Raw genomic sequence first — 7,630 nt, 5'->3', positions numbered from 1 at the left:
GTGTCGATGTGTTGAATCAGCTGCGAATCGAGCTTATAGGGTTGTCGCTTACGTTGTTTGGTAAGCCTGCTTTGCCGTTGTGCTTTCTCGGCGCTGTATTGCAGCCCTGGGTTGCAGTGCCGTTTGATTTCGCGGCTAATGGTGCTTTTGTGGCGGTTAAGCTGTTTGGCGATTTCGGCGATGGTGCAGTAGCGGGACAGGTATTGGATATGGTATCGTTCGTCTTGGGTCAGTTGTGTGTAGCTCATGGCAATCTTTCTTGCAGGAAAGGCCGTATGCTACCGCATACTGGCCTTTTTCTGTTATGGAAAGTTGCACTTCAAATCCGAATCCGCCGTCGTCTGAAACCGCACCGACGCAGTTTCAGACGACCTTTTCAGTTTTAAACGGACATAAAATCAGTATTTCACCAACACCGCGCCCCATGCGAAGCCGCCGCCTATGCCTTCGAGCAGCAGGTTTTGTCCGCGCTTGATTTGACCGTTTTGGATACCGACGTCGAGCGCGAGCGGGATGGACGCGGCGGAGGTGTTGCCGTGTTCCTGTACGGTCAGGATGACTTTTTCCATGTCCAGACCCAAGTGTTTGGCGGTGGAGTCGATAATGCGTTTGTTGGCTTGGTGTGGCACGAGCCAGTCAATTTGATCGGGGGTATAACCCGCCTCGCTGATGACTTCGTCGGCGATTTTCGCGAGCATTTTGACCGCGAATTTAAACACGCCCGGCCCGTCCATTTTGACGTAGGGCGAGCCGCAAACTTGTCCGTTGGCGATTTGACCAGGCACGTTGAGCAAGTCGAGATAATTGCCGTCGGCTTTGAGTTTGCTGTGGATGATGCCCGCTTCATCGGACGCGCCCAATACTACCGCGCCTGCGCCGTCGCCAAACAAAACGCAGGTCGTGCGGTCGTTCCAATCGACGATGCGGCTGAACGTTTCCGCACCGATGACCAAAGCCTTTTTCGCCATGCCGCTTTTAATGTAGGCATTGGCGGTGGACAGGGCGTACATAAAGCCGGCACATACTGCCTGTACGTCAAACGCGGGGCAACCGTTTTCTATGCCGAGCTTTTGTTGAACGATGGTCGCAGTGGACGGGAACTGCATATCGGGGGTAGCGGTCGCCACGATAATTAAATCGATTTCATCGGCAGCGACACCCGCGTCCTCCAGTGCGCGGCGTGATGCTTCGGCGGCGAGGTCGCTGGTTTTTTCGCCTTCGTCTGCAATATGGCGGAACTTGATGCCGGTACGGGTGGTAATCCACTCGTCGGACGTATCGACTTTTTTCGCCAAATCGTCGTTGCTGACGCGGTTGGCGGGAAGATAGCTGCCGGTACCTAAAATTTTGGCGTATTGCATGTGAAGGCCTTTGAGCGTTGATTCGGATAATCGGCTATTGTAAGCGAAAACGGATGAATTGCCCAACGCCGCGAAGGCGTAAAACAGGTAAAGCGGGCAACGGCTTGAAAAACAAATATAAGCCCATGATTTTAATGAAACTGACTTTTCAAACCATCTAAAAATTTACGTTTCCATATCCCGTTTTCAGACGACCTCGGTTACACGAAATCCCCCCAAAGCGTCTGCATCGCCGCAATCGCCGCCAGCGAAGCGGTTTCCGTCCGCAAAACCCGCTTGCCCAGCGTTACCGATTGAAATCCCGCCTCAAACGCCAACTGCTCCTCCTCGTCCGTCCAGCCGCCTTCCGGCCCCACCATAAAAATCAGGTCGTCTGAAAACGGCTTGACGGCACGCAAACTCTGGGCGCGGTTCAAACTCATCAACAGCTTGGTCGTTTCAGACGACATCTGTTTCAAAGCCTCGCGGTAAGGCAGCAGCGGGCGCACCTCCGGCACCATATTCCTGCCGCTTTGTTCGCAAGCGGACACCACAATCTCCTGCCAACGCGCCACCCGTTTGTCCGCCCGCTCGCCGCTCAGGCGCACGACGCAGCGTTCGCTGATTACCGGCTGAATCGCCACCACGCCCAGCTCCACGCTTTTCTGCAAAGTAAAATCCATACGTTCGCCGCTCGATACCGACTGCACCAACGTGATTTTCAGCGGCGACTCATTGTCCGCCTCCTCCTCGCGCAACACTTCCGCGCAGGCACGGCGTTTTTCCAAAACATCCAAACGCGCGGGATACGCCTTGCCGTTGCCGTTAAACAAAACGACCCCCTCCCCGCAGCGCACGCGCAAAACATTCAAATGACGCACAACATTATCAGGCAGTTCAACGACTTGCCCCGCATATAAAGCATCAGGCAGATAAAATCTGGACATGGTTCTTCAAGTGAAAACGGATATAATAACGCGATTATACGATTTCGCACCCCAACCGCAAAAACAAGGACAAAAAGTGTTACACCGATTGCAAAAAGTCGTCCGGCACATCGCGCAAACCGAAGTCATGCCGCGCTTCCTGAATACCCCGTCGCACCGCAAAGAAGACGGCTCCATGCTCAGCGAAGCCGACCTCGCCGCCCAAACTGCCTTCGCCGCCGCCCTGCCCTTGTTGATCGACAGCCCCATGCTCGGCGAAGAAATGAGCGTACAAGAACAAACCACCCTTTGGAAACTGCACGCGCATACCGATGGGCTGTGGGTCGTCGACCCCATAGACGGAACCAACAACTTCGTCAACGGACTGCCCCATTTCGCCGTTTCCGTCGCCTTCGTCAAAAACGGCCGCGCCGAACTCGGCATCATCTACAACCCTGTCAGCGGCGAATGCTTCTACGCCGAACGCGGCAAAGGCGCATACCTCAACGGCACACAACTCCCCCTGCGCACCGTCGACAAAAAACTCAGCGAAGCCATCGCAGGCGTCGAAATCAAATACCTGCGTTCCGGCAAACTCACCAGCCGCATGAGCACGCTCGCCCCCTTCGGCACCATCCGCAGCATGGGCAGCAGCACGCTCGACTGGTGCTACCTCGCCAGCGGACGCTACGACGTTTACGTCCACGGCGGACAAAAACTGTGGGACTACGCCGCCGGCGCGCTGATTTTTGAAGAGGCAGGCGGCAACCTGTCCACTTTGGAAGGCGACGACTTCTGGAGCGGCGAACACGTCTTCAAACGCTCCGTCATCGCCGCCCTGCAACCCGCCCTGTTCGAACGTTGGGAAAAATGGATACGGGAGAACCAGTAAACCGGTTTTATCGACAAACACAGCGGCAGATTAAACAAAACAATCATAAAGAAATAGGGAAAGTTTCAGACGACCTTTCCAGACGACCTTATTTGAATTATCCACCCATTTCGAAACAATCAAACCGATGAACAGACCTTCCGTTATTTTCATTGATGTGGACGACACCCTCGTCACAAGCGTAGGCAGTACGCGTATTCCCATGCCCGAAGTCATCCGCCAAGTCCGCCGCTTGCATGAAAACAGGCATATGCTTTACCTTTGGAGTAGCGGAGGTGCCGACTACGCCCGTCGCGGCGCAAAAGAATTGGGCATATCGGAATGTTTCCAAGCATTTTTACCCAAACCAAACGCCTATATTGATGATCAAGCGGTACACGAATGGCGGTTCTGCACCCACTTCCTCCCCATCAATAGCGGGCAAATCGACGGGTAGACTCAACAACAGCATTTCGCCCGACGGAATGAAAAAGCAATTGCCGTGTATCCTTGCACATCTCCTATACAAAAAGGTCGTCTGAAAATAGCTTTTTAGACGACCTTCTAAAATGGCTGTTGTAAAAATATGGCATATGAAATTTAAAATTCAACGAATTTAATACCGTTTATCTCGATAAATTAACGTCTATCGGGGTTTTCGCGCAATTTATTCAAAAAATTTCACTTCTTAACAGCATTTAATACTAATGCTGGTAGAATTCAAATTGCTGACACACACCGCTCTTTTATCCCTTTTGGGCGGTGCAGCAAGTAAGACGTTTTCCCGCAATGTATTGGCCATTCATACTTCTCCCTTGGTATGAATGGTTTTTTTTATCTACGGTTTTGATAACTCAGCTCTGACGCCCGATTAAGCACAATAAATATCGCAAACGCCATACAGATCCGGCTGAAAGATAGGGTATATCTACAATCCTATTATTCAGTTTCAAAAACCACCTTGAAAAATCGATAACCAAATAAGACAGATATACGCCCACTTCTCGCAACAGCATTTTATACCAAAATTCAGCAAAAACTGAAATATCAATCCAATCCAGAACCAACAATCCCATTCACACCGGCAGCCTGCGCCAACCGATACAAGATATTTTGCGGCATATCGTTGTGCCACAACCGCGTGATGTTCGCAATCACCGGCAGATGACAGGTTTGCCGCACCCTGACAATCGCATCCACATCCAAACGATAAGCATGTTCCGGTTCGAAACTCAAAGTCCCCGCCTCGCCCAAGATAATATGGTGATTGCCGCGCAAAGCGATGTGTTCGGCAGCCGCCAGCCAATCATCAACCCGATGATGCTTATCTTTACACAACACTACCGGCGTATTCAGACGACCCACTTCATCCAACAAGACCCGATTCCCCATCAGCTCTCCGCCCAGATACAAAACGTCTGCCTGCGCCTTCAAAGCCTCATCAATCTGACGCACATCGCGGATACGCACCAAAATCGGCTTTCCCTGTTCATGAAGCTGCTGAATATCCTGCTGCATCAGTTGGATTCTCGCCTTTTCACTCCCATTGTCCATTTCCGCATAAGGTCGTGCCGACAAATAAAACGGATCGACAAATCCTGCATCCGCATCCTCAATCCGATTGATATCCGCCACGATATCCAAAACCTTCTCGCCGCCAAACAACACACCCCGTATCGAAATCTTGCTGTCTTCAGACTGCTCCTCCCGACTGATGATTTTCCAATCGTTCAGAACCCGGAACACGCGCTCCACATCGGGCAGCCGCGCCAATTCATTGGAATGGAAGACCCGCTCGTCGCCCAGCGCGCCGATAATCGTCCTTTCTTCACCACGCGAAATATGTTCCCGCAAGCCGCGGCTGCGAATCGTATCCACCACCCGTTGGACGGACTCCTCGCTCGACCATTTGCGCATTACGATAATCATCGACACCTCCTCAAACCAATAGAACCTGCATTATATAGTCACGTTTTATCAAAACGATACCTCAACACAAAGGTAAGCGCACCAACCGTCTGCCTTAATATCTAAACAACATGGTCAGATATCGTGTCGTCTGAAATCCGTATCCCACCACTCAGCCCCATTCGCAACCCTCTGTCCCGCCGCGCCAACCATCCCAAGGGCATGTGTTATACTTTTACTCTTTAATCTTTATTTGTACCCATGAACCTTCTGCCAAACTCCGGAAAATTCTGGCTGAAATTCCTCATCTTCAGCCTCATAGCGGTCATCGCCACCGCAGCCGGACTATACGCATCGGTTTACAACTTCTTCACACCCAAACGCATCGAAACCCTTACCCAATCCGCCCTGCAATCAACCCAACGCACCATCCGCTTCAGCCCCGAAATTCAACGCAGTTGGTTCCCCCGCCCTACCCTTACCCTCAAAAACGTCGTCATCTCCTACCCCAACAGTACGCAAGCCGCCATCCACATTAAAGAAACCAACATCGGAATCGGCTGGAGCAGCCTGTGGAACGACGCACCCATTATCGAAAAATGGGTGCTTAAAGGCGCAGATGTTTCAATCGAACGCGCCGAAAACGGCAAATGGAGCCTGCAAGACCTTTGGCAGCAGCCCCGTAACACAGCCACGCTCAACCGCCTCGTCGTAGAAAACAGCACCCTGCGTCTGAAACTCGACAACACACCGTACACCATCGAAGACTTCAGCCTCAACCTCCGTTCGGAAGATTCCGACGGCCGCCGTTTCAAAATCAACGGAAACATCCGCAACCCGCAGTTCCCCCTCGTGTGGAACGGCAACGGCCTGCTTCAAACCAACGCAGCAAACTGGAGCATTCCCGAGTTTCGCTTTGAAGCGCAAAGCCGCCGTGACCAAGACACGGTAAAAATCAACATCACCAGCGCCTTAGATTGGCAAACGCAAAACCACACCCTGCAAGTCAGCAATATCAACCTACGTGCAGAAAGCGTCCAACGCAACCTCCACCTGACCGCCCAAGCGCCGCTGCTCATCTTCAAAGACAACCATCTCAACCTCAATACCGTCAGCGGGGCATTTACCGCAGGCTCGCCCGACAACCAATGGGACGGCTCCTTCAAACTCGACAAAACCAATCTGCGTCCGAGCGTCATTACCCTTGACAGCTTCGAGCTCAACGGCAGATACAAAAACCAACTGCGCCAAACCAGCTTTACCGTCAGCGGCCCCATGTTGTGGCAGAAAAAAACCGGATTGCAATCCGACAGCCTGCGCATTACCACCCTGCAGGACACCGTCAACCGACTGCCCCAACCGCGCTTTATCAGCATGCTCGACGGAAATTTCAGCCTGACCGATTCCGGCAACTGGCAAGGCAGCTTCAAAGGCACATTCGACCGCCAACCCGTTGCCTTGAGCTTAAAATACCAAACCCAAGCCGAGCAAAAACCCAGACTCGAAGCAGGCGTCGCCCTGCAAAAACTCAACCTCCCCCCCTACTTGGAAGACTTTCAAGCCGGTTCAGACGACCCCTACCCGAAATTTCTCAACCACGCCAACACCCCCGATATCGAAGCCAGCATCAAGGTCAACAATATCCAAACGCCCGGCTTCCAATTGGACAACGTCGAAACCCGGCTGACCGCCAATAACGAACATATCACCCTGAGCAACTTCAAAGCCGGACTCTACGGAGGCCGTACCGAGGGCGGCATCAGCATAGCCAACACCACACCCCTCTCCTACCACCTCCAACAAAACGCAGAAAGCGTACAAATCCAACCCTTGCTGCAAGACCTGTTCGGTTTCCACAGCTTCAGCGGCAACGGCAACGCCGTCATCGACCTGACCACCAAAGGCAACAACCGCGAGCAAATGCTCAAAAACCTCAACGGGATGCTGACCCTCAACATCTCCAAAGGCGCATGGCACGGTATCGACATGGACAACATCCTCAAAAACGGCATCATCAGCAAAGACAACACCCAACAAACCCCGCCGCCCAAAACCCCTTTCCACCATTTCGTCCTCAACAGCGAAATCGACAAAGGCATCAGCCGCCATGTCAACACCGAACTCTTTTCCGACAGCCTACACGTTGTCAGCAGCGGCTATACCGACCTCAGCACCCAAGAGCTATCGGAAGACCTGCTCATCCGCAATGCCCTGAACCCGCAAAACAAACCCATTCCGCTCAAAATCAGAGGCACAGTACAAAACCCGTCCATCACCATCGACTACAACCGCCTGACCGACGGCCTCAACAGTCCGCAGGAAAAACAAAAAGCCCTCGAAAACACCCTGCGCGAACAATGGCAATGGATCAACCCCAACCGCAAATAACTCAAAGGTCGTCTGAAAACCGTTTTCAGACGACCTTTAGCTTTACGACTCCACTGGATAGAGGATACACAAAAGATAATGATGCCAAACAGACGTTGACCGGTTTTCAGACGACCTGCCTAGCCACACGGCAATCCGCCTTTTCACGGTTCGCAAGAAAATGAAGCTATAGTGGATTAAATTTAAATCAGGACAAG

6 protein-coding genes and 1 pseudogene are annotated in these 7,630 nt (G+C 52.2%); 3 read left to right on the top strand and 4 right to left on the bottom strand.

Translation table 11 applies throughout. The annotated features are described in order from the left end of the window. The 3 genes from HMPREF2572_RS10345 to HMPREF2572_RS10335 all read right to left on the bottom strand — a co-directional run. Positions 1-248 (bottom strand): helix-turn-helix domain-containing protein (locus HMPREF2572_RS10345; RefSeq protein WP_148132334.1); only part of this gene is annotated, 248 nt, incomplete at its 3' end. 150 nt (positions 249-398) lie between these two features. Further along, complete coding sequence (locus HMPREF2572_RS10340) at positions 399-1,361, bottom strand: beta-ketoacyl-ACP synthase III (RefSeq protein ID WP_070498381.1); 963 nt, start codon at positions 1,359-1,361, stop codon at positions 399-401. 200 nt (positions 1,362-1,561) lie between these two features. Beyond that, on the bottom strand, positions 1,562-2,287 hold the full coding sequence (locus HMPREF2572_RS10335) for a 16S rRNA (uracil(1498)-N(3))-methyltransferase (protein ID WP_070498379.1): 726 nt from the start codon (positions 2,285-2,287) through the stop codon (positions 1,562-1,564). A gap of 76 nt (positions 2,288-2,363) precedes the next feature. On the opposite strand from HMPREF2572_RS10335, the gene HMPREF2572_RS10330 reads away from it, so the two are divergent. Both HMPREF2572_RS10330 and HMPREF2572_RS10325 read left to right on the top strand, forming a co-directional pair. Further along, positions 2,364-3,158, top strand: a complete 795-nt coding sequence (locus HMPREF2572_RS10330) for an inositol monophosphatase family protein (RefSeq protein WP_029609465.1) — start codon at positions 2,364-2,366, stop codon at positions 3,156-3,158. Positions 3,159-3,261: 103 nt separating this feature from the next. Next, a pseudogene (locus HMPREF2572_RS10325) lies at positions 3,262-3,594 on the top strand (DUF705 domain-containing protein); the annotation flags it as partial. Between the two features lie 590 nt (positions 3,595-4,184). Here the strand turns inward: HMPREF2572_RS10325 and HMPREF2572_RS10320 are convergent. Next, positions 4,185-5,066 carry a chorismate mutase gene (locus HMPREF2572_RS10320; protein ID WP_070498375.1) on the bottom strand — a complete coding sequence of 294 codons (882 nt, stop codon included), beginning with the start codon at positions 5,064-5,066 and terminating at the stop codon, positions 4,185-4,187. 240 nt (positions 5,067-5,306) lie between these two features. Here HMPREF2572_RS10320 and HMPREF2572_RS10315 point away from each other — a divergent pair, with 240 nt between their 5' ends. After that, positions 5,307-7,433, top strand: coding sequence for an AsmA family protein (locus HMPREF2572_RS10315; protein WP_070498373.1), 2,127 nt, complete (start codon positions 5,307-5,309; stop codon positions 7,431-7,433). The last annotated feature ends 197 nt before the right edge of the window (positions 7,434-7,630 follow it).

It is taken from the genome of Neisseria sp. HMSC064E01 (genome assembly GCF_001808875.1).
Lineage (GTDB): Bacteria > Pseudomonadota > Gammaproteobacteria > Burkholderiales > Neisseriaceae > Neisseria > Neisseria sicca_A.
This window is presented reverse-complemented; position numbering and strand designations above follow the sequence as displayed.